General features: G+C 62.6%; 17 protein-coding genes. All 17 read right to left on the bottom strand.

Translation table 11 applies throughout. From position 1 onward, the window contains the following. Positions 1 to 2 precede the first annotated feature (2 nt). The 17 genes from hypE to xopAD all read right to left on the bottom strand — a co-directional run bounded on the left by hypE (position 3) and on the right by xopAD (position 19,518). Positions 3 to 1,052: a hydrogenase expression/formation protein HypE gene (gene hypE / locus G6N73_RS25795; protein WP_165032838.1), complete on the bottom strand. Its 1,050-nt coding sequence runs from the start codon at positions 1,050 to 1,052 to the stop codon at positions 3 to 5. Continuing rightward, positions 1,052 to 2,197 carry a hydrogenase formation protein HypD gene (hypD, locus tag G6N73_RS25790; RefSeq protein ID WP_165032837.1) on the bottom strand — a complete coding sequence of 382 codons (1,146 nt, stop codon included), beginning with the start codon at positions 2,195 to 2,197 and terminating at the stop codon, positions 1,052 to 1,054. Before hypD ends, hypE begins: the two co-directional genes overlap by 1 nt. Further along, the gene (locus G6N73_RS25785) at positions 2,194 to 2,439 is read right to left on the bottom strand and encodes a HypC/HybG/HupF family hydrogenase formation chaperone (RefSeq protein ID WP_008838382.1); all 246 of its coding nucleotides are present in this window, start codon (positions 2,437 to 2,439) and stop codon (positions 2,194 to 2,196) included. The genes hypD and G6N73_RS25785 overlap by 4 nt, the downstream gene beginning before the upstream one ends. Then, complete coding sequence (gene hypB / locus G6N73_RS25780; protein WP_165032836.1) at positions 2,439 to 3,311, bottom strand: hydrogenase nickel incorporation protein HypB; 873 nt, start codon at positions 3,309 to 3,311, stop codon at positions 2,439 to 2,441. Before hypB ends, G6N73_RS25785 begins: the two co-directional genes overlap by 1 nt. Further along, a complete protein-coding gene (gene hypA, locus G6N73_RS25775) occupies positions 3,311 to 3,652 on the bottom strand; it encodes a hydrogenase maturation nickel metallochaperone HypA (RefSeq protein ID WP_165032835.1) in 342 nt (113 codons plus the stop codon). Before hypA ends, hypB begins: the two co-directional genes overlap by 1 nt. Then, a complete protein-coding gene (locus G6N73_RS25770; RefSeq protein WP_165032834.1) occupies positions 3,652 to 4,785 on the bottom strand; it encodes a hypothetical protein in 1,134 nt (377 codons plus the stop codon). Before G6N73_RS25770 ends, hypA begins: the two co-directional genes overlap by 1 nt. Then, complete coding sequence (gene hybE / locus G6N73_RS25765) at positions 4,782 to 5,360, bottom strand: [NiFe]-hydrogenase assembly chaperone HybE (protein WP_165032833.1); 579 nt, start codon at positions 5,358 to 5,360, stop codon at positions 4,782 to 4,784. Before hybE ends, G6N73_RS25770 begins: the two co-directional genes overlap by 4 nt. A 1-nt stretch (position 5,361) precedes the next feature. Then, on the bottom strand, positions 5,362 to 5,583 hold the full coding sequence (locus G6N73_RS25760; protein ID WP_165032832.1) for a rubredoxin: 222 nt from the start codon (positions 5,581 to 5,583) through the stop codon (positions 5,362 to 5,364). Then, positions 5,580 to 6,419 (bottom strand): hydrogenase expression/formation protein, encoded by an 840-nt coding sequence (locus G6N73_RS25755; protein ID WP_165032831.1) that lies wholly within the window; start codon positions 6,417 to 6,419, stop codon positions 5,580 to 5,582. Before G6N73_RS25755 ends, G6N73_RS25760 begins: the two co-directional genes overlap by 4 nt. Before the next feature lie 25 nt (positions 6,420 to 6,444). Next, the gene (locus tag G6N73_RS25750) at positions 6,445 to 6,888 is read right to left on the bottom strand and encodes a thioredoxin domain-containing protein (protein ID WP_165032830.1); all 444 of its coding nucleotides are present in this window, start codon (positions 6,886 to 6,888) and stop codon (positions 6,445 to 6,447) included. Positions 6,889 to 6,892: 4 nt separating this feature from the next. Beyond that, positions 6,893 to 7,225 (bottom strand): HypC/HybG/HupF family hydrogenase formation chaperone, encoded by a 333-nt coding sequence (locus tag G6N73_RS25745; RefSeq protein WP_165032829.1) that lies wholly within the window; start codon positions 7,223 to 7,225, stop codon positions 6,893 to 6,895. Beyond that, positions 7,225 to 7,914: a HyaD/HybD family hydrogenase maturation endopeptidase gene (locus tag G6N73_RS25740; protein ID WP_165032828.1), complete on the bottom strand. Its 690-nt coding sequence runs from the start codon at positions 7,912 to 7,914 to the stop codon at positions 7,225 to 7,227. Before G6N73_RS25740 ends, G6N73_RS25745 begins: the two co-directional genes overlap by 1 nt. Positions 7,915 to 8,343: 429 nt before the next feature. After that, positions 8,344 to 9,054 (bottom strand): Ni/Fe-hydrogenase, b-type cytochrome subunit, encoded by a 711-nt coding sequence (gene cybH / locus G6N73_RS25735; RefSeq protein ID WP_165032827.1) that lies wholly within the window; start codon positions 9,052 to 9,054, stop codon positions 8,344 to 8,346. Between the two features lie 9 nt (positions 9,055 to 9,063). Then, positions 9,064 to 9,639 carry a HupE/UreJ family protein gene (locus G6N73_RS25730; RefSeq protein WP_165032826.1) on the bottom strand — a complete coding sequence of 192 codons (576 nt, stop codon included), beginning with the start codon at positions 9,637 to 9,639 and terminating at the stop codon, positions 9,064 to 9,066. Between the two features lie 13 nt (positions 9,640 to 9,652). Beyond that, the gene (locus tag G6N73_RS25725; RefSeq protein ID WP_165032825.1) at positions 9,653 to 11,449 is read right to left on the bottom strand and encodes a nickel-dependent hydrogenase large subunit; all 1,797 of its coding nucleotides are present in this window, start codon (positions 11,447 to 11,449) and stop codon (positions 9,653 to 9,655) included. Continuing rightward, on the bottom strand, positions 11,449 to 12,525 hold the full coding sequence (locus tag G6N73_RS25720) for a hydrogenase small subunit (protein WP_165032824.1): 1,077 nt from the start codon (positions 12,523 to 12,525) through the stop codon (positions 11,449 to 11,451). Before G6N73_RS25720 ends, G6N73_RS25725 begins: the two co-directional genes overlap by 1 nt. A 363-nt stretch (positions 12,526 to 12,888) precedes the next feature. Next, positions 12,889 to 19,518, bottom strand: coding sequence for a XopAD/skwp family type III secretion system effector (xopAD, locus tag G6N73_RS25715; protein ID WP_246252578.1), 6,630 nt, complete (start codon positions 19,516 to 19,518; stop codon positions 12,889 to 12,891). Positions 19,519 to 20,745 lie beyond the last annotated feature (1,227 nt).

Genomic DNA, 20,745 nt, shown 5'->3' with positions numbered 1-20,745 from the left:
CTTCAGCAGATCCTCGGAAGTTGTTCCCCGACGATCCAGTCGATCAGGCGCATGCCGCCAAGTCTCGTTTCCATCCGCACCAGCGCCTGCTGGTCTGCCACGATTTGGCCAATGATTGCGGCATCTTGGCCCTTGGGATGAGCGCGTATCGCGGCGAGCAAAGTCTCCGCGTCTTGCGCCGCGCAGATGGCGATCAGCTTGCCTTCGTTGGCAACATTCAGCGGGTCGAGGCCGAGCAATTCGCACGCCGCCGCGACCTCCGGCTTCACCGGAACCGCCGCTTCCCGGATCACCATTCCGACCTTGGACTGCTGCGCGATTTCGTTCAGCGCCGCCGACAGTCCGCCGCGCGTGGGGTCACGCAGCACCCGGATACCGGGAATGGCTGCAAGCATGGCCGCCGCCAGATCGTGCAAAGGCTGGCTGTCGGAGGCGATTTCCGTTTCAAAACCAAGGTGTTCTCGCTTCGACAGGATAGCGACCCCGTGGTCGCCCATCGTGCCGGAGACAAGGATTGCATCGCCCGGCCGGGCATTGCCTCCGGAGACGTCAGTGCCGTCCGCCAGCACGCCAACACCGGTCGTGGAGATGAAAACGCCATCGCCCTTGCCCTTCTCCACCACCTTGGTGTCGCCCGTAACCACGGGTACGCCTGCGTCCCGGGCGGCAAGAGCCATTGAAACAACTATTCGTTCCAGTTCGGCCAACGGAAAACCTTCCTCCAGGATGAAGGAAGCCGACAGCCAGAGCGGCCGCGCGCCTATCATGGCGACGTCGTTGATCGTGCCGTGGACCGCCAGCGCGCCGATATCCCCGCCCGGGAAGAACAGAGGCGAGATGACATGCGCGTCCGTTGCCATCACCAGTCGTCCGGAGACGGTGCCGAGCAGGGCCGCGTCGTTGCCCTGGGCCAGGAACTCGTTGGCCAGATGTCTTTGAAAAACATCCCGAATCAGCTCGGCCATCGCGCGGCCGCCGGCGCCATGCGTCATGTCCACTGCGCCGCGGACCGACGAGGCGGTGGCGGCTAGCCTGGGATCGTTCGTGCTCATTATTCCGCCGCCTCCAATGGCTTCGGCTCGCGGAAACGGCCGTAGGTCCAATAGGCCGCGCAGGCGCCTTCGGAGGAGACCATGCATGAGCCAATCGGGTTCTGCGGCGTGCACACGGTGCCGAAGAGCTTGCATTCGGTCGGCTTCTTCACCCCACGCAGGATCGACGGGCATTCGCAGGACTTCACCTCGCGCGAGGCCTTGACCGAGAGCTCGAAGCGCTTCTCGGCGTCGAAATCAGCATAGGCGTCGCGGATGCGCAGGGCGCTGTAGGGCACGCTGCCGAGGCCGCGCCAGTCAAAGGTCTTGCGCAGTTCGAAGACCTCGCTCACCAGTGCCTGCGCCTTGAGGTTGCCTTCCTCGGTCACGACGCGGGTATATTCGTTCTCGACCTCATGCCGGCTTTCATTGACCTGCCGGATCAGCATCAGAACGGACTGCATGACGTCCAGCGGCTCGAAGCCGGCGATGACAACCGGCTTCTGGAATTCCTCGGCAAAGAATTCATATGGCTGCGAGCCGATCACGGAGGAGACGTGCGAAGGTCCCAAGAACCCGTCGATCTTGACGATGCCCAGCTCCCGCACTTCCGGCGATTCAAGAATGTGAGAGATCGCGGCCGGCGTGAGCACATGGTTGCAAAACGCGCTGAAATTCTCGAGCCCCTCGGCTTGCGCCGTCTTGATCGCGACGGCCGTCGGCGGCGTCGTGGTTTCGAAGCCGATGGCGAAGAAGACGACTTGCCGCTCGGGGTTTTCACGCGCGATCTTCAAGCCATCGAGCGTTGAATAGACCACGCGGACATCCGCTCCGTACGCCTTGGCGCGGATCAGACTGCGTTGCTTGGTGCCCGGCACGCGCATCATGTCGCCATAGGTGCACAGGATGACCCCGTGCCGCTCGGCGAGTTCCACCGCATCGTCGAGCCGAGAGACGGGAAGCACGCAAACGGGGCATCCGGGTCCGTGCACGAAATGCACCTTCTGCGGCATCAGGTCCTGCACGCCGTAGCGGAAGATCGCATGCGTGTGCCCGCCGCAGAACTCCATGAAATGATAGCTCATTTCCGGATCAGCCTCGGTCGCGATGGCGCCGGCGATGGTCTTCGCGAGCTCCTGGTCGCGATATTCGTCGACGTATTTCATGCCGAAATCTCCTCCCGCTCCTCCTCCAGCACGCCCGCTTCGGCCATCAGCTGCAGCGTTCGCTCGGCCTCCTCGGGGCTCACCTTGTGCAGCGCATAGCCGACATGGACGAGCACGAAATCGCCAAGCGAAACGTCTGCCACCAAGGCCAATGAGATGCGCTTCCTGATCGTGTCGAACGCGACCACGGCCATGTCGTCATCGAGCAGTTCAACGACACGCGCGGGAATGGCCAGGCACATCAGGCTGCTCCCTTGAGCTCGGCCGCCAGCGGATGGCCGGCTAGCGCCATGGCGCGGGCCGCCCCGATCCAGGCCGTCCAGTCCGACATTCCCTCGCCCGTGCGCGCGGAAACCCTGAGCACCTTGATCCGCCGGTTCACCTTTCGGGCGCTGGCGATGCAGGCCTCCACGTCGAAGTCGAGATGCGGCAACAGGTCGGTCTTGTTGAGGATCATGAGATCGGCGGCGGCGAACATGTCGGGATATTTCAATGGTTTGTCCTCGCCCTCGGTGACTGAGAGCACCACCACCTTGTGCGCCTCGCCGAGATCGAAGCCCGCCGGACAGACGAGGTTTCCCACGTTTTCGACGAGGAGCAGGCCTCCTTCGGCAAGGTCGAGGTGATCTGCGGCATGGCCGACCATATGCGCGTCGAGGTGGCAGCCCTTGCCGGTGTTGACCTGGATCGCGGGCGCGCCGGTGGCGCGGATGCGGTCGGCATCGTTGGAAGTCTGCTGGTCGCCCTCGATCACGGCGATCGGCAACTTGCCCTTCAGAGCCTCGATCGTGCGGCAAAGCAGCGTCGTTTTGCCCGAGCCGGGGCTGGAGACGAGGTTGAGCGCCAGCACGCCGCGCTCGGCGAACATTTTTCTGTTCGCATCGGCATGCTCGTTGTTCCTGGAAAGGATATCCTTTTCCAGCTTGACCATCCGCGCCTGGCTCATGCCCGGCGCATGGGTGCCAGCCGGGCCCGAGCCACAATCGTGCATATGATCGTCGTGATGATGATGGTGGTGGTGATCATGGCCTTCGTGGACGCGACGATGGTGATGGCCATGCGCCTTGCCCTCGATCCGGACCTCGCTCTCGCCGCATCCGCAAACGGTGCACATCAGCTCACCTCCAATTCCCTGATTTTCATTTCCTCGCCGCCGGTCACCTGCAGCTGATGGCTGCCGCAGTTGGGGCATGGATCGAAGCGCGCAGCGATCGGCACACTCCGGCTGCAAGGCATGCACCAGGCCCTGCCTTCCATCTCGACGATTTCCAGCCTTGCGTCTTGCGCCAGCGAGCCACGCATGGCGACATCGAAGCCGAACTTCAGCGCCTCGACCTCGACACCGGATAGCCGCCCGATATCCAGGCAGACGCGGTCCACCTTCCGAAAATCCTGTCTGGCGGCCTCATCCTCAAGGATGCCGCGGATGCTTTCGCATATCGTCATCTCGTGCATCAGCGGACCCTCACATCGTAGCCGACGCAGGGGTCGATGGCCCGGACCAGAAGATCGGCCTGGAGCGCCAGATCTTCACGACTGGATGCAGCGAGCGCCGAAAGCGAGCGCGCGGCAATGCCCCGCTCGCCGAAATGAATGCTGGTCGGAGACGTGATGGCATAGTCGGCTATACGGTCGTCCTTGAAAACAATCCGATGTTCCAGCCGGCCGCGTGCTGCCTCGGCGGATGCAGTAGCAAAGCGACCCCCGTTCTCGTCGCGAAAGACTTTGGACGTGGGCACATCGGACCCGTCCGCGACATCCCGCAAGGCTGCGAGCCCTCCGGCGATCTGTCCCGGCAGCTTCGATGCCTCGACCACGCGGGCGGCCAGCCGTGCGGCCAGCCCGGCTTCACCGTTTTCGGAAAGGAAAGCGCGAACGAGCGGCGCACCAGCCTGCCTGGCGAGGCAGCTCGTGTCGGCCGACGCTTGCTTCGGCAAACCCCCGTTTCCCCCAGTTGTCATTTCGGGGCAGCCTATTAGGGCCCAGCCCCTTGCCAGGACCGGAGCGAGGAGGCGGGCCGCAACCGTACTGCCCTCCATAGCCCACTCGGTGAAGGCATCGCGATCCATCTCGCCAAGCGGCTTTTCGCCTGCGTAGACCACGCACTGCGTTAGGGAGCTCGCCTCAGTGGCCGTTTCGGCGGCTTCCGCGCCCGGCATCTCTGCCCATACGCCGGGAACGAACGCATTCCCGCCTCGAAAAAGCGCCTGCTTTAGGCGCAGCGGCAGGTTCACAACCCGGCGCAGGGTTTTACCGTCCGCAGGCTCGCCCGCGAGACTGGCAGTATCCAAGCCAATGCGCAGCAGATGCTCGCGCAGCGTCTCGGCAAGCACAAGAAGCCGCCGCGCTTGTTTCGTCCGCCGGTCCGCCCCGATCTCCAGGGCCGCCTCGACTGCCTCGACGCTCGCCGCCGACTGCGCGATACCACAGACACTGAACAGCAAGCCGATCATCGAGACGGCCTGCGTCGCCGGTCGGCCTCGCAAGATCGGGCCAAGCGCAATCGGGCGCGGCGGAACAACGATGGCCTTCACAAGGCGACCGCCATCGCAGACGAGATCGATAGAGACGCGGCCATCGATGCTCATACGGCGGCCTCCTCCTTGTCGCCCAAGCCGAACAGGGAGCGGCGGGGCAATCCCGCCGGCTGAGAGCTCGCAGGTGTTCGGGCTGTCTCAACCCCGTCCAACGCGCTTGCCACTTCCTCAGCTAGCCGGCCTTCCCAGACACGGACCATGTCGCCGTCTTCGTCTTCTTCCGCCTCACGATTGAAAAGTTCCGCAAGCACCTGCCGCCCGGCCTCTTCCGCACTGTCCTGGTCGGCGAATTCGAACATCGGCGAGAACAGCGAGCACATGCGATAGCCGCCGAGCTCCTCGTCATAGGCCTGGATGAACTCGAACTGGCCGGCCGGGAACGAGACATGCTCCTTCGTGCCCGTAGGCATGCGCGGGCGCGCTTGCCCGTCGCCAGCAGGCAGGAGCACGAGGTCCATGAACCATGGCGTGACGAGAACCGCGAGCCATTCGCCCCGCCACTGCCGCACGCCCACCGCGCTGACGCAAAGCGCCGGATTGAGGATCGGAATTCCTGTCATGGCCGTCCGTTCGATCCGCTGAAACACGAACTCTAGACGGGCAGCGACGGTTTGCGAGTGATCCATGTCAATCGCCTACGACCATGAAGCCCTGCTTGGAGCCGTCGCAGGTGGGGCAGCTCCAGTGCGCCGGCAGTTCGGCGAAGGGCGTGCCGGGCGAGATCTGCCAGCAGTCGTCGCCTTCGGCCGGGTCGTAGACATGCCAGCAGATCTTGCATTCGAGCTGCGACATCGGGCCGATCTTGGCATTGTCGCCGCCATAGGAACCGGCAAAGAAGGTGTCGTTCACCGGTAGACCTCCAGGATTTCGAGGAGCCGCTGGCGGCTGTCGGCAATGTCCTCGGGCGCGGCGCGGACCACCTCCGGCAAGGCCGTCACCTCGATCGTGTTGAGGATGAGATCGTCGGTCGAAGTGAAGAAGCGCACCCACCAGACGCCGCGCGTCGCCGTCGTGGTCACGCGGCAATTGCCGTAGCCACGCGACAGCACGACCACCGGCCCGTGGCCGAGCAGGCCGTCGAGGAAGGTCAGGTCCTCTTCAGTGTGCGGCAGCAGCGACAGGTTTATGACGTGCGTCCCGACGCCGGGCCCGACGAGCGGGATGCGGTCATTGAGCTCCGATATCAGCGGCGGCGCGTTGAAGACACCCATCGGATAGGTCGCGGGCGCAGCGAGCATATTGCGGCAGCCGGCGAAGGCCCTCTCCAGCACGGTCGAGGGGAAGGCGCCGACCTCGATGAAATCGCGCACGAGGCTGCCGCCGGGTCCAGTCTGGCGCACGCGCCAGACACCGGCGAGCACCGACTCCTGCGCCTGCAGGTCCTCGCCGCAGATGATCGAGACCTCGCCCTCGCCCAGCGTCTGGTCGATCAGCGCAAGATTGGCGCGGTCGAGGCCGGAAAGATCATGCACCGCGTTTTCGCAACCCGGCGAGGACCGGCCGAGGCTTTCGGCCAGCGCGCAGAGCACCGCCAAAGCGGCGTCGAGCCCGGCGACATTTTCCTTCTGCGGCAATACGGGTGCCGCAAAGGTCGCCATACCCTTCGGCATATACTGCAAATCGGCGCCGTCCTGTTCGCGCGGCTGTGAACCCGGCCCGATGCCGCCGAATAGTGATGCTGCCATGGCGTGCTCTCCCGGCTGCTTTCGCTCAATCGAACTGATCGTGGTCGTGATGATCGTGCGTCGCGCACGCTTGGGGAAACTCGAAGGGCGGCGGTGCGCTCGGCGCGCGTGTCAGTATGCCGGCGATCTGGGTGAGATAGTCTTGCCAGTCGAGCACGCGCTTGATGACGCCGAGATATTCGCCGTTCCTCAGGAAGACGAGCGCCGGGAAGGCGTTGAAGTGATATCGGCTTTGCAGCTTGCGCTCGCTCTCCCGAGATACCACGGCCGGCTTGAACACGCCCTGGAAGGCCTGCACCAGCTCCGGCAGGATCACCGCCACATCGTTGCTCTCGGCGAGCCGCAGCCAGTCACCGGGAAAAAACAGCGCGGTGAACTCGTGGCCCTTGGCGAATGCGCCGATGTTGGCCTCGTCAACCACCCGGATCCGGTGGCGCTCCATCATCGTGGTGAGAACGGGTGAAAACATGGACTCAGGCGTCCTTTGTGCCTTGCGGTGAAAGGGCTTGTGCCGCCAGCAGATGCTCGGGCAGTTGCGGCTCGCGGCCGACCAGGTCGGCGAAGAGGTGGTCGAGGTCGGTGTCGCCGGCGAGCGCACGCTCCGTCGCTTCGAGGGCGTCGGCGATCAGGCGCGCTGTCTCGGCCGTGACCGTCTCGCGCGCGGTGTCGAGGAAGGCGAGTATCCACGTACCCGCCGGCTGATTGCCCACCAGCGTCATGTCAACCCGCCGCGTGCCGCCGCGACCGGTGCACAGGGCAATGCCGCCTCTGCATTCAACGACCTGGAAGGGAACGCCGACACACATCAGCCCCGCCCTCCGGACGATTGCAAAAGCGCGTCGACCTCGCGCTCGAAATTCGTCGGGCCAGCGAAGGCGCTATTTGCGAGAAGCCGCGCGTCGCCGTGACGACAGGCCTCTTCCGGCCGGGGTCGACCGCTCTCGTAGATGCCGATGCGCATTTCGCGCGAGGCGAGCGTCTCGTCCTCGGCAAGCGGTTCGGTGCGCTTGGCGATCGTCGCGCCGTGCCGGCCGAGCCACTCGACAGCAAGCTCGATTGCCGGCTCGATCTGAGCCTTCACCGCGGGCCGGAGACTGCCGCCATAGTCGTCCAGCTCGACCGGTTGCACCCCGACGAGAAGGAGGTGGGCGGGATAGTCACCCATCATCTCGGCCATGGCGAGGACTTCCTGAAAGCCAGTCTGGTGGAGCGAAATCTTCTTCACGCCGAGGAAGGCCGGCACCTCGCCGCCTTCGACGAGCTTCAGCGTGCCGGGCGCCAGGCCGTAGTCGACCGCGTCGAACACGACGAGGATGTCGGCCTCGCGGATGTGTTGGACGAGGTAGATGCCCTGCGTGCCGCCATCCATGGCCCGCACGTTGTCCGCCGTTTCGCACAGCCGGTGGAACTCCTCCACCACGCGGACGCCGAAGCCCTCATCTGCCCATAGCAGATTTCCGATGCCGAGCACGAGCACCCGTGGCGCGCCGTTCATTGGGAAAACCTCCTCTTGAGCATTTTTCTTCCAGTCGCAAGAGGCGGGCCAATTGCCTGGGGGCCGGCAAATGGCTGCGAAATAAGGGTTGATCCCTGGATAGAGAACGACGCGTGGAAAGCGCGATTACGATTTTACCCCCGCGGACGGAAAGTATCCTTCCATTGACGGGTGCGCCATCGCGGGGCAGTGAGAAGCGAAATTCCAGGCCGATGAAAAGCTTGCGTTCACTCGCCCACGCAACCCGCCTCGCTCCGCACTTTGCCCCTGACCACCGTTGCCGTTGGCACTTCCGCTCCCCGTCGAACGGAAAAGGTGTCGAGGCGAAGGCGAGGCGGAGTGTGGGTCGACTTGAAGGCAACCCCGCTTGAAGAAAAAAGCCGGCGCGGGCAAACGCCCGCGCCGGCAGGTGAGGTCACGAAAGTCGTCCTAGTGGGAATCACGCGGGGCACCGTTGCCCCGAAAGGTCCGCCAGCCTGAGAACATCGAGGAAATGATCGACTGTCTCGACATGATGTCCTCGCGCACAGCGGCATAGATGTGGATGATGAGGAAGCAGATGATCACCCACATGCCGAGATGGTGCCACGTGTGGACGTCCTGGCTCTGACCGAACAGCGGGATCACGCGGCTCGAGAACAGCGTGTGCTGCCAGGAACCCATTCCGGTCCCTTCGCCGTAGAGTGCGAGACCTGTCACGATCATGAAGATGGTGAACCAGACGAACAGGATGTGCATGGCGACCGTGGGGAGCGGGTTGTGCCCCGAATACTTAACCGGCTCCCTGACCAGCATGGCATACCAGAGCACCTCATGCCAGGCTTCCCGCCAGAAGCGGCCGCGCCAGACGGGCGGCAGGAATATCTGCCGGGCATGCTCGTTGCCGGCGAAGGTCCAGTAGACGCGGAAGGCGAAGCCAGCAATCAGGACATAGCCGGCCGCGAAATGCAGGTATCGTATCCAGCCGAAGGCGAAGCTGGCGCTGGCTTCGCCGCCGACCGATGGCGGCGGCGAACCGATGAGGTAGCCGGTTCCGGCCAGCGCAAGGATCGCGAAGGCGTTGACCCAGTGCCAGAGACGCAGCGGCGCCTCGTAGACATAGACCGCGTCTTCGCTGTGAGATGTATGGCTCACGGTCATGGCCGCCTCCTATCCGCCGAAGACGAGCGCGGCACCCGAGCCGGCGACCAGCATGCCGATGCCGGTTCGCAGCCGGGACGATGACGCGATCTTGAGGCCGAGGCTGACGCCGAGGAGGTGGAGTGCTGCGGTCGCCAGCGTGACACCGCCGACATAGGCAAATGTTGCTCCCGCTGCCTCGCTGGCATGCGCATGGCCGTGGAACAGCGCGAACAGCCCGGCAAGGCCTATGCCGGCGATGCGCGGCAAACCTGCACCGAAAACGATCATCAGCCCGAGCGCCAGCACCGACAGCGCGATCATGCCTTCCACCGCTGGCAGGGCGACGCCGACAAAGGCGAGCGCGGCGCCGCCGACCATGGCCGCGACGAAGGCGGCCGGCGCGGTCCAGGCCCGCAACGGCATGGCGAGCGCCGACCAGACCCCGACCGACGTCATGGCGAGCAGGTGGTCGAGCCCGAACAGCGGATGCGCGAGGCCCGCGGCAAGGCCGTCCGCATGGCCTGCGCCGACATGGGCACAGGCAGGGCCGGCAAGGGCGGCAAGCGATGCTGCTGCGCCGAGTTTCACGACAGAGCGTCTCATTGAAAATCCCTTCCTACCGCACTTTGACATTGGCCAGTTCCCGGCGGTCCGGCCCCATCACGTGGGTCGAGCAGGCAAGGCACGGATCGAAGCTGTGTATGATCCGCAGGATTTCGACCGGCTCCTCGGGGCGCTCGACCTTGGTGTCCATCAACGAGGCCTCGAAGGCGCCGAGATTGCCGGCATGGTCGCGCGGAGAGCCGTTCCAGGTGGTCGGCACGACGCACTGGTAGTTCTCGATGCGGCCGTTCTTGATCCGGATCCAGTGACCCAGTGCGCCACGCGGCGCCTCGGTGAAGCCGACGCCCTTGATCTCGGCCGGCCAGGTCTTCGGGTCCCACTTCTTCGTGTTGGCCGTGGAGGAGTCGCCGGCTTTGATGTTGGCGATCAGCTTGTCCAGGAAGTAGGCCTGCTTGCGGGCCGCCCACTGCGCTTCTAGAGCGCGCGCAGCGGTGCGGCCGAGCGTGGAAAAGAGCGCGTTGAACGGCGCGCCGAGAGCGCGCAGCGTGGAATCGACTTGTTCCTTGATTTCCTCGTGGCCCTGGGCATAGCCGACGACATAGCGGGCGAGCGGGCCGACCTCCATGGCGTGGCCGCGCCATCGCGGTGCCTTGATCCAGGAATATTTTGCCGACTCGTCCAGCTCGATGATGTTGGTGCGTGTGCCCTTGGCATTGGGCCCCAATTCGTAATGCGGCTGGGTGACGCCGTCCCAGGGGTGCAGGCCCTTGGCCTCGTCCGGATATTTGTACCAGGAGTGCGGCACGAATTCCTGGATCTGCTCGGGATCGCGCAGGTCGACCGGCAGCACCTCCTTGAGATTGCCGTTGATGATCGCACCCTGCGGCATCATCAGGTTGGCGGCAGAATGGTCGTTGGCCTTGTCGGGGATATCGCCATAGGCGAGCACGCTCTTGCCCGACAGGCCGCCGCCGTAGAGCCAGGCCTTGTAGAGATTGCCGATCGCGATGATGTCGGGGACGTAGACGTTGTCGACGAAGGCGATGGTACGCTCGATGACGCTGCGGACGTAGTTCAGCCGCTCCATGTTGATCGGCGCGCCGGCCGCCATCTCACCGTCGATGTTGATCGCACAGGGTACGCCTCCCACCAGCCAGTTGGGATGGGTGTCCTTGCCGCCGAAGATCGTGCGCGTCGTCATGATCTCCTTCTGGAAGTCAAGCGCTTCCAGATAGTGCGTCACCGCCATCAGGTCGGCTTCCGGCGGCAGCAGATAGGCTGGGTTGGTCCAGTAACCGTTCTTGAACGGCCCGAGCTGGCCGCTCTCCACGAACTTGCGCAGCCGGTTCTGGATGTCGCGGAAATAGCCCGGCGAGGACATCGGGTGGCTCGGCGAGACCGCCTGCTGCAGCTCCGACGTCGCCTTCGGGTCGGCTCTCAATGCGTTGACCGGGTTGACCCAGTCCAGCGCGTGCAGGTGGTAGAAGTGGACCAGATGGTCGTGCACCTGCAGCGAGAGCTGCATGATGTTGCGGATCGAATTGGCGTTCTCCGGGATCATGATGCCCAGCGCGTCCTCGACCGCACGCACGGAGGTGAGCGCGTGCGTGCCGGTGCACACCCCGCAGATGCGCTGCGTGAAGGCCCAGGCGTCGCGCGGGTCGCGGCCCTTGAGGATGACCTCGAGCCCGCGCCACATGGTGCCGGTCGAGACCGCGTTGCGGATGATGCTGTTCTCGTCGATGTTCACCTCGCAGCGCATGTGGCCTTCGATGCGCGTGACCGGATCGACCACGACGCGCTGGCCGGAGGTGTCGAGATTGAAGCCGTTCGGCGTCTGGATGCCCATCAGATGTTCCCTCCTTTTTCGCGCATCCGCTTGACCACGCTTGCCGCCGCGTGCGCGGCCGCGGCGGCGCCGACCACGGTCGCGGCCATCGTTCCGATCCTGTCGGCATCGGCCTCGATGCCGAAGCCGTGGACGCGGGTCAGGCGGCTGTAGAAATCGCCCTTGTCCCAGAAGCCGTCCTCGGAGCAGCCGATGCAGGGATGGCCGGCCTGGATCGGGAAGGAGAGGCCGCCGTTCCAGCGCACCGTCGAGCAGGCGTTGTAGGTGGTCGGTCCCTTGCAGCCGACCTTATAGAGGCAATAGCCCTTGCGCGCGCCCTCGTCATCGAAGGACTCGACGAACTGGCCCGCGTCGAAATGCGGGCGCCGATAGCATTTGTCGTGGATGCGCTGACTGTAGAACATTTTAGGCCGGCCTTGCCGGTCGAGTTCGGGGAATTTCTCGAAGGTCAGGATATAAGTGATGACGGCCGTCATCACTTCTGCGATCGGCGGGCAACCGGGCACCTTGATGATAGGCTTGTCGGGCAGGCCGGGAACCTTGTCGACGGGCGTGGCCCGCGTCGGGTTCGGCCGCGCGGCCTGCACGCAGCCCCAGGAGGCGCAGGAGCCCCAGGAGATGATCGCCTTGGCGCTAGAGGCGGCGTGCCGGAGCTGGTCGATGAAGGGCCTACCGCCGATGATGCAGAACATGCCGTCCTCGTTGAGCGGCGGATTGCCTTCGACCGCGAGGATGTAGTTGCCCTTGTACTGTTCGACGACCTCGTCGACGATCGCCTCGGCCTGGTGGCCGGCGGCCGCCATGAGCGTGTCGTCATAATCGAGTGAAAGCATCGACAGCACGACGTCCTTGGCGAGCGGGTGCGCCGAGCGGATGAAACTTTCGGAGCAGCAGGTGCATTCGAGCCCGTGCAGCCACAGTACCGGAATGCGTGGTTTGGACTCCATCGCGTAAGCTAGTTTCGGCGCGAAGGCCGGTCCAAGGCCGAGGGAAGCCGCCGTCAGGCTGCAGAATTTGAGGAAACTTCGGCGGGTGATCCCCTGCCGGCGCATGACCTCGTAGAATGTTTCTTGCATCAGGCCGTCCTCCACAGGCGGCGGCATCTCCTGGTGCCGCGAATATGCGAAGGGGCGCAAGTCCGGTGCCAAAGTTGAAAAGCCGAATAAACTCAATACTCAGATGCTGTTGGAGGCGTTGCCTTGTTCCAGTCGCCGGCAATGGAGTGGAAACCGGGCTGGCAGATTGCAAAGAAAGCTTCCGCTTTGCGGTTGGCGACGGCCAACCTCGTCGGCGTGAGCTCGCGGTTCACCAGCGCGGTGATGCCGCGATAGCCAAAGGCGGGCCGCTGGTCGACGAAACGCCAATGAGCGCCAGCAGCGCTGCATCCGCGATCGTGGTGTAAGAACCACGGGCCTTCGTTCTCCCCTTGGTTATAGCGATCAGGATGGGAGTCCCACTTTGACTGTAGTCGCGCATCCCGCCCCCTGAGAGCTTGGCGCAACAGCAAGCTCCTGAAACGAGCCGGCCTGCCGAGCACCCAGCCCTGCGCCGCCGCTGAGATAGGCGTGCAGGGCCGCCACGCATGCTTCGGCGTTCCTGTTGTTGTTCCTTTTATGGGGCGGAACGACTGTGAGATTGGCTTGGCGATAATGCGGCGTGCGCTCCTGCACGATTTCCTCGAAACGCTCCTTCTTGATGGCCCTCTTGTCGGAGCTCTGCGGCCCGCTGGTCTCCTCTGCCTCGTCGGTCCGCAGCAACGGGCGGCTGGTGTCATTCGCAAGGCGCTTCCAGATCTCGCCTCGGTCAGTGTCGAGCCAGATCGAGACCGTATTGTCCAGGATCAGGCGCCGGGTTTCCTCACGCTCGAAGGCGCCGCCGCCAGTTGCGAGGACCACCTTCCCTTTCTCGACACACTGCGCGATCAAGCTCGCCTCGCGGTCCCTGAACCACTGCTTGCCTTTGTCTTCGGCAACGAAAATTTCCGTGATCGACATGCCGGTCTCTCTTTCGATTTTTTTATCGGAGTCGACGAAGGCGAGCCCGAGTCGCCGCGCAAGAGCTGGGCCGATGGAGGACTTGCCGGCGCCCGGCAGCCCGACGAGCACAATCGGCCGCGAACCGAGCGACGAGACGACCTCTTTGGCCATCGGTGATTTCTCGGGCAACCGTGGCCGTTCGGCAGCTCGCAGGCCAAAGGTCGCACCGGCAGATGGTCGAGCGTCCAGTTCGATTCCCCAGTGAGGAAGCTCCCTGGCGCCTTCTGGAATCGCCACGTCCTTACAGACCTCTCGTGCACTCTGGGCAAGTTCTTGCGTAGCTTGCACCAGAGCATCTCCGCTCAGTTCGAGCCGCAGCTTGTCCCGCTTCTTGTAGGTATCGTGGTTGGTAAGCTTAGCCTGATAGCTCTGTGGCGTATGGAACTCTAGCGCAAAGCGATATCCGTCCGGCATGGTGAGCACACTGGTGACGCCGATGAAGGTTGGATCTCGCATCCTGAACCAGTTGGTCGTGCTGACCTCAGCGTAGCCCCGCTCGTCAAACGCCAAAATGGCTTTTTTGAAACCACGTGCAAAGACCTTGTCAGGGATTTCGAAGACATGCCGCACGGCGTTGCTGATCAGCTGGGCGTCGCTGTCAGATTTAGCGCTCGTTCCCGTCAGCTGGTCTGTCAGTGATCCTACCGATCTCACGGGGCGATCCAAACGGGGCATGCTGACGTCGATATCCGCTCGCCTTAGGATTTCGGCAACTCTAAGTACCGCTGTGGTAATCTCCTTCTCTTCCGCTGCGGCTCTAGCACGCTCGATCTCTGCGCGATCCGCGGCTTCCTTGGGGGTCATCGTCATAGCGGAATCTTCGGCCGTCAGCTGTCGACCGAAGGGTTCCGGCAGGATATGCTTGTCCGCCGCGAGCTTGATAGCGGCTTCCATCACTGAAGCCGTTAGCGTTGGATTGTCCCTCAGATCCTCCAATGACGCATCGACATCGAACCTGCCGTGCTTGAGCGTGGCTGCTACGCCTTTGACGTAGGGCACGGACCTTAGGCCCGGCGTCTGTTGCAGGAGGCGCTGCAGCGCTTGGCTTTTTTTCAGGAAGAGTTGGGCACTTGTGTCGGATTTATAGGCGTCGGTCCCGACCTTGTTGCCGAGGCTCAGGAGATTGCTTGCGCTTTGTATGAGGTCGTCCGGCTCGTAGCCATCGGGTCGAGGATCGATGCGCGCAGGGTAGTGGTCGAGTAAGGCCTGAACACGGTCGCGCGGGTGAGCGGAGGCCTGATAGTCTTCGGCCAGGTGTGGAAGCAACTCCGAAACCGCCTGGCTCACGCCATCGTTGATGGTGCCGCGTTCGATTGTCTCGGGCGGAACGTCCCCATTCGCACCAGCAGCCCACGCCTCCAAGTCGGCCGCGAGCAATTCGCTGATCTCGCGAGCGACCGGATGCTCTGCGAGCTCGATCTCGCGCATCACCCTTTCGAGCTGGGGTTGGATATCCTGGCCGCTCACCTCTTCCTGGTTCAACAAGTCACGTAGGGCACTTCTGAGCTCGTGGTGAATACCTTCGTAGGTACCGAAGATGGCCCGCTCGGCAAACCAGCGCCGGGCCTGATTTGATTGAGCCAGAAAATTTCGCTGCAAAGTACTATAGATTTCCAAAGTGTTCTGCGTGGCAGCGAGAATCTGGCTGGCACGACTGAAATTGTACCTGCCGTCCTCGATCGCGGCGGTATGCGATTTTGGCGGCTTGAGTGAGCGGACTCCGCGAGCTTGCTCCGCCTCATCGAACTGCCGAACATGCTGATAGAGCTGCGGCCGGTCGCCGAGAATAATGACCGTATCCCCATCGAAGTCGCCGTCGAGTTTCTTTTGTTGATCGGGCGGCACGGCGACCAAGGACCCCGGAGCAAATACCTCTGTCGCCTGGAGGATGCCGACACAATCAAGTGAGGTGTTCGCCGTAACCCGCTCTTTGCGGCGGGTCCAGCCCGAATGGGACTTAACGTCCTCCGCCGACAATACCATCCCACGATCTCGGTAGTTGGCCGGCCACATCGCGTCAGGCACCACGATGAGAATGCCTTTGGCGAAAAAGGTGGGATCGTCGCTCGCCAGTTGCTCCCCCGACTTCTCGGCGACATTGAAGCTGTATTGCATGGCCACGCATTTATCGAGGAATGCCGCAGTTGGGTCGCCATCGGCTGACGACTTGACTTGTTCAGGCCTTAATGGGCGCAAGTTTGGCTTATCGTACGGGGAGCGGCCGATCAGCACGCCAGCCGTACCCGTCAGCCCTTCGCTCTTAAGCTTAGGCACATGCAGACGGCCATCATTGGATGGCACGGCAACCGCGCCGGGACCTTCGATGCGTCCGGCCGTCACGGTGCGAAACAACTCTTCGGACGTCAGCGCATCTCCTTTTTTGGTCTCGAGCCAGCTGTTGGCTTTCTCGCGCGCCTCTTCCGCCACCCGCTCGCTTCGCGAATAATATTGCAGCGCCGTGGCGGGGAGCGATGATTTCCTTCCCTCCGCGAAAGCAGGCACCCGATCAGGCCCATCCTGCCGCCCAGCGCGGCGAACAGCTAGCATACGCTCCGCCAGTGAGGCTCTGATGAAGCCGCAACCGTCATGCGGCCGCAAAGCTATCGAGCCTTCCGGTCCAGTCAGCTTAAAGGGATGCTCCTCGCCGGCAGGGCGATCCGGCAGCAGCGACAACTTGAAATTGCCCTCCAGCGCGTAGTCATGAGGGCCTAGATCTTTGATGGCAGGAGGTGCAGCAAAGCCTCTGCGCTGCGTGTAGTAATAGGCCTCTTTGAAAGGCGCCCAGGCGCGCGATAGCTGTTCGAATGCCGTACCCGGTGCGGTCTCGGCATACGGGATCGCCAGCAGCTTCCCCCCGGAAGCCTTGGGTCCTTGCTCGCCCGGAGCGACGGCGGCGATCTGCGACAGGGTTGGCTTCGGCGCCTTTAACTTGCTTCCGCCGAACACGTCCATGCGGTAAGGTACATCATCGACACAGAACACGCGCCTTAACATGAAGGGGCTCGGCTTTCCCGGCAGTTGGACCGCTACCAACGGAACGGCTCCCGAGGTCAGGCGATGAAGGATCGAGTATCGCGGCTCAGCGTCCGCGGCCAGCCGGCGCCCCTGCAGGTCAACGACTGGCAACTGCATCAGTCCCGCCTCACCCTTGGGCGCTCGTGGCTCGTGATCCATGGTCCGTAATACTTGATGCATATCAAAGACGGACGGCGGATGTTGACTCCGGATCGCCCCCTCATCCAGCGTCATGAACGAGTCGAGCGCATCAAGCGCATCGTCCCCTTCGATCTGCGCAATCAGATTCCAGCTCATGTTGGAAAGATCGCTTTCTATGAGGTTCCGCGTCGCGGCCAGGATCTTCTTGGTCTCGCGCTCCAGCTGTTGCCGCCGCATAGCCAAGTCGGACTTCTGGCCCTCGACATACGGTCGTCGGTACAAACTCGCCAGGACCTCACGCCCCTTGAGCGCTTGAAAGATCGAGAGCGCGGGACGGCGGCTCGATAACGGGCCACGGCTCCGCCGCTCGCCATTGGTTGCGTTTAGATATGCCGCGATCTTCTGCTCCAAACCTGGTTGGAGATCGTTCAGCAGGTTTAGCGCTTGCCTTCGGTGCCAGAGCATCGATTTCTGCGGGCTTCGGGCGAGCGGGAGCAGAGCGATACAAATGTTTCCCATGGATTCGAGATTGTTCTCCGGGGCAAACCCAGGGGCATGCACCAATTCTTCGAGCCGACCCAACCCTGTCGGTGCCAGCAAAGCGAGATCGTCAAACAGCCGAGCCTTTCCCAGCGGCTTGAAGATGTTGATAATGCTCAAAACATCGGCTTGCTCGAGCCGATCATTTGCATAGTGCAAGTAATGCACCAGCTGGTGCAGCCGGTCTTTCAGCACAGTGGCGTCAGCAATATCTCCAGCTTCCTCCGCCCTCATGAAACTTAGCCCCACGGCGTTAGCTATCCTGCTGAGCTGGGGCGTTGTGAAAGTAGCGAATCGTTGGCCTCCGCGACCCAGGTCGCATGCGAGATGCACGATTGCCTGGCTGCACGTCGCCTCTCCCCGCCATCTGATGAGGCTGTTCATCAGGTCGGCCTGTTGCTGCGGCGTAAAATCGGACAAGCGGCGGCAGAGGATCTCCCGAGCGATAGCGACTGAGGCTTCGGAACAGTCTTCGTCTGAAGGCCACTTGCTGAAGCCGTTCGCCAGGTTTGTCAGCTCCAGGCTATTAAAATCGGAGAGCCTGTGGCGGGCGCGAACATCGCGGGAGATTGCGGCTGTTGCTTGGCGGCAGCTCTCCTCTTTCGGCCATTTGCTGAAGCCATTCACCAGGTTTGAGGACTCCTGTCGAGTAAAAAACAAGAGCCGATCGGGGCGGCTGAGGATCTCATTGGCGATGGCGGTTGAGGCTTGAAGAGTCGGCGTGCGGTCAGGCCATTTGCTGAACGCATTCACCAGGCTCGCAAGCGACCTCTCAGTAAAACCAGAGAGCCGGCCATGGCGGCCGGCAAGGTCAAGGATCTCGCTGGCGACTGCGACTGTGGCTTCCCCGCAAGCCAGCTTTTCAGGCCACTTGCTGAAACCGTTCGCCAGATTGGCCAGATCCTGCTGGCTGCAATGAGGCAGCCGGTCGGGGAAGCCGATGATCTCCTCGGCGACCGCGACGACCGTCTTGCGACAGACCCTCTCTTGCGGCCATTTGCTGAAGCCGTTCACCAGGTTCGCCAGGCCCAGCTCGTTGAAAGCGGAAAGGCCGTCGGGTCCGCGGGCGAGCTCAAGAATTTCAGGAGCGATGGCTAGCGCGCCTGCGTGACATCTCGGGTCATCCGGCCACTTGCTGAAGCCGTTCACCAGGACGGCCAGGGCCGGCCGAGTGATACCGCGCAGCGCGGTGCGGAGGATCTCCCCAGCAATTGCCGCTGTGCCCGCTCTACAGTCCGCTTCCTCGGTCCACTTGCTGAAACCGTTCACCAGGTTCACCAAAGCCTGTGGAGTGAAATCACGTAATCTCCGCCGCAGGATTTGCCCGGCGATTGCCACGGTGGCCTCTCGACAGTCCTCTTTTTTCGGCCATTTGCTGAAACCGTTCACAAGGAGGGCCAGGTTCTGCGGATCGAAGCCAGAGAGCTGGCGACGACAGACTGCAGCGGCAATTGCGACCCCCGCTCGGCGAGCAGGCCGCTGGTCCGGCCACTTGCCGAATCCGTTCACCAAGTTTGCCAGGCCCTGTGGTTCAAAGTCAGCTAGCGGGCGTCGTGTCACCTCGGAGGCGATTGGGAGTGTCGCGCGCTCAAACCTTGCCTCTTCCGGCCATTTGCTGAAACCGTTCACTAGGTTCGTAAGCGCCTGAGAATTGTATCGTGAAAGTTGCCCGCGACGAACGACATCATCGGCAATCGCGGCAGTCGCCTTGCGACAGATCGCCTCCTTCGGCCACTTGCAGAGAGCGTTCACCAAACCGGGCAGTTGCAGCTGACCGATGTCGGAAAGCCCCTTGTTTTTGGCGCGCCGAAGGAGCTCGCTTGCGATCGCGACCATGCCATCGCGACACTCCGTCCTTTCCGGCCACTTGCTGAACCCATTCGCCAGCGATGAAAGACTCAGATCATTCAGATGCTGAAGCGCCAGGTTCTCCTCGCAAAAGAACTTCGCGATCCTAATTGTCCCATTACGGCATGTCGTCGATTGTGGATGCCGCCCGAATGAAACCGCAAATAGGGAAAGTGCCCTCAGGTCAACTTTCCTCATGAGCGCGTCATTAAGCTGCGAGACGTGAGTTGCCATCGCCTTGCACGCATCTATGCCCGCCTGACCTCCGGCCTCGCGGCTCACCGCATTGCAGGCGAGGGCGTAACCCCAGCTTTGGTTAGCGCGTACATTGTCCTCCCATCGCGGGATAAAATCGCTTTCAAACAGAGCCGCAGCCCTTTCCAGGAAAGTTGCGAGGCTCGGCATCCTCAGCTGTTTAGCATAGTCCACTACGGCAGTTGAGAATGCATAGAAGTCATGAGCGCGGCCAGCGCGATCAAGAGTCTCCATCCCCTCACGAAGCCTCGAGCGCTCGAGGTCCGCGCGTCCATGCGCTTCCTTACCATGCGCCCTTTGCGGCACCACCTCGTTGATGCGCCGCTTGACTGGCCTGCCCCGCAGGTCAGGCCCGGACCGTTCAGGTTCTTGGAGAGTGTCTCTTTGCAAGCTCCCAGACGTTCGACTGCGTTGCAACGCTTCGCCGCCCAGACGAGCGGAGCTCGGGTCGCGACTTAGCTCGGCAGGATCTGGTCCAAACCGGCGGTCGTCGCTCCCGGTGGCGACGTCGCCGATGCGACGTCTCTTTGGTTCAGACCCCAGGTCGGGCATGACTCGTTTGTGACGCGCTGTCGCCTCAGTTTGCGAAGTCTCAGTTTCCTGATCGGGATGCCAGCGCCCATCTCCAAAATGCGACGATTCTGGCTCCCGAGCGAGGGCGTCACGGTAAGATCGATAAATGCGCTCCTGAGCATTGTGCCCGGACAGCTCGTCTAGACGTCGCCTTCTCGACTGAGCTCGCAGGGCAGGCACGGATGCTTCCTCCGCGCCGAGAGGGCTAGCGTGCAAACCCAGACGCGCTCGATCACCCCGATGGTGTTCGTCGTCAGAGCGCTCCGAGGTTTGTTCTCGACAGGGTGCGCCGGACTGCTCAGGCTTGGAGCGAACATCCTCCAGCACAGAGTTGAAGGATTGGTCTCGAGCGACTCCGGGTCGTTCATTGCGCTCACTATCGACTCGCAGGCTAGCGTCGGCTTCAGAATTCGACATGTTTGACCACCAACGGCGGTGAATGCGCGTCAAGATTCATCTCCCATGCAGTTGAGGATGTGTAAGTACGAACTGGCGGGATCGATCGCCCATCAGATCCAGCGCAGCTTCTCGGATGTGGTGTCCACCGATGCTGCAGCTGGGGCGCCACAGTCGTCGAGGCAAACGCAATGCCCACCGCATCAATGACAAGCTCGAATTTCAAGGAAGTGAGCTTGGGCGGCGACCGAGCGACCCAGCTTGCCTAGACCCAAGGTTCGATAGGCAGCGATCAGCACAGCCGTCCTCACCTGTTGGCGGCACTCGCCTCACGTTTGTCTGTGCGACGCCTAGTGTCCGCAACTATCAATAATGGCCCAATGCTTTAGCTGTACGAGCTGACAACCAGCTGACGAAGTTCGCCAGTGGCGCCACCAAAGATTACGTATTATGAACTGGGCTGCCGAACAGCTGATCCATCGGGGATTGGTA

It is taken from the genome of Allomesorhizobium camelthorni, from assembly GCF_011045125.1.
Lineage (GTDB): Bacteria > Pseudomonadota > Alphaproteobacteria > Rhizobiales > Rhizobiaceae > Allomesorhizobium > Allomesorhizobium camelthorni.
The sequence above is the reverse complement of the archived record's forward strand: the minus strand, read 5'-3'. Positions and strand labels throughout refer to the sequence as shown.